Annotated in this window: 2 protein-coding genes; both read left to right on the forward strand. The window is 74.9% G+C overall.

Translation table 11 applies throughout. The annotated features are described in order from the left end of the window. A partial coding sequence (locus tag E1166_RS30490; protein WP_132343248.1) for a MaoC/PaaZ C-terminal domain-containing protein occupies nt 1-854 on the forward strand: 854 nt, incomplete at its 5' end. Between the two features lie 81 nt (nt 855-935). Next, a partial coding sequence (locus E1166_RS30495; RefSeq protein WP_132343249.1) for a DedA family protein occupies nt 936-1,545 on the forward strand: 610 nt, incomplete at its 3' end.

The following is a 1,545-nucleotide window of genomic DNA, read 5'->3' on the forward strand; positions in this document are numbered from 1 at the left end:
GGCGGGACCGGGTCGAACTGCCCCGGATGCCGGCGCGGGGCGCGCTGTATCGGCGGGCCCTGCTCGGCGCGCTGCCCGGCGTCGGCCCGTCCCGCCGGCCGGACGTCGCGCCGACCGTCGAGTACGCCGTGAGCGGGATCAGCGTCGACCGGGCGCACCTGGCCGAGTACGACCGGGTCTGCGGGTTCCGGCTGTCCGACACGCTGCCGGCCACGTACCCGCACGTCCTGGGCTTTCCGCTGGCGCTGCGGCTGATGGCCACGCCCGGGTTCCCGATCCCGCTCACCGGTGTGGTGCACGTGGGCAACCGGATCAGCGTGCACCGCCCGATCGAAGCCGGCGAGACGCTGGACTTCGTCGCGTACGCGGAGAACCTGCGCCCGCACGAGCGGGGGCGGCAGATCGACGTGGTGCTCACCGGGTCGGTCGACGGCGAGGAGGTCTGGCACGGCGTCTCCACGTACCTGGGCCGCCGGCGGGGATCGGGCGGTGGGGGCGGCCGTGACCGCGCCGAACGGCCCGCGCCGCCCACGCCCACCGCCCACTGGCGGGTCGGTCCCCGGGTCGGTCGGGACTACGCCCGGGTCTCCGGCGACCACAACCCGATCCACACGTCACGGCTGGGGGCCCGGCTGTTCGGCTTTCCCCGGCCGATCGCGCACGGGATGTGGAGCAAGGCCCGCTGCCTGGTGGCACTGGAGAACCGACTGCCCGAGGCGTACACGGTCGAGGTGGCTTTCAAGCTGCCCGTGCCCCTGCCCGCCACGGTCGCCTTCAGCGCCACCCCGGCCTGGGATTTCGCTCTGCACGACACGCGGACCGGCCGTCCGCACCTGGTCGGCACGGTCCGCTGACCCGGCCGGTCGGACCGGTTCCGCCGGCCTGATCCGGCGACCCGGCCCGCCGGTGGCGGTCGAGCGCCCAGCATGAGGGGCATGGAGTCCCTGCTCGACCTGCTTCACCACACGGTGGCCTCACCGTGGGTGTTCCTGGTGATCTTCGCGGTCACCGCGGTCGACGCGTTCTTCCCGGCGGTACCCAGCGAGACGGTGGTGATCACCGCCGGGGTCTTCGCCGCCAGCGGTGAACCGGTCCTGGTCGCGGTGATCGCGGCGGCCACCCTCGGCGCGCTCGTCGGCGACCACGTCTCGTACGCCATCGGCCGGGGCGGCGGCGCGCACCGGTTGGCCCGGCTGCCGGCCGGCAGCCGCCGCCGCGCCAGCTCGGACTGGGCCCGCCGGGCGGTGGCCCGACGCGGCGGTTCGATCCTGACCACCTCCCGGTTCGTCCCGGGCGGCCGTACCGCGGTGACCCTGACCATGGGCGCGGTCCGCTACCCGCTGTCCCGGTTCCTGCTCTTCGACGCCCTCGCCGCGCTCACCTGGGGTACCTATTGCGGGCTGCTCGGCTACTTCGGAGGGCTGACCTTCGAACGCGACCCGCTCAGGGGGCTGCTCGTCGGGCTCGGCCTCTCCCTGGCCGTGACCGGCCTGCTCGAACTGACCCGCTGGCTCCGTCGCCGCGCCCACCGCCGCACCCCCACCC

Origin of the sequence: Micromonospora sp. KC213 (assembly GCF_004348325.1) — a bacterium.
GTDB lineage: Bacteria > Actinomycetota > Actinomycetes > Mycobacteriales > Micromonosporaceae > Micromonospora.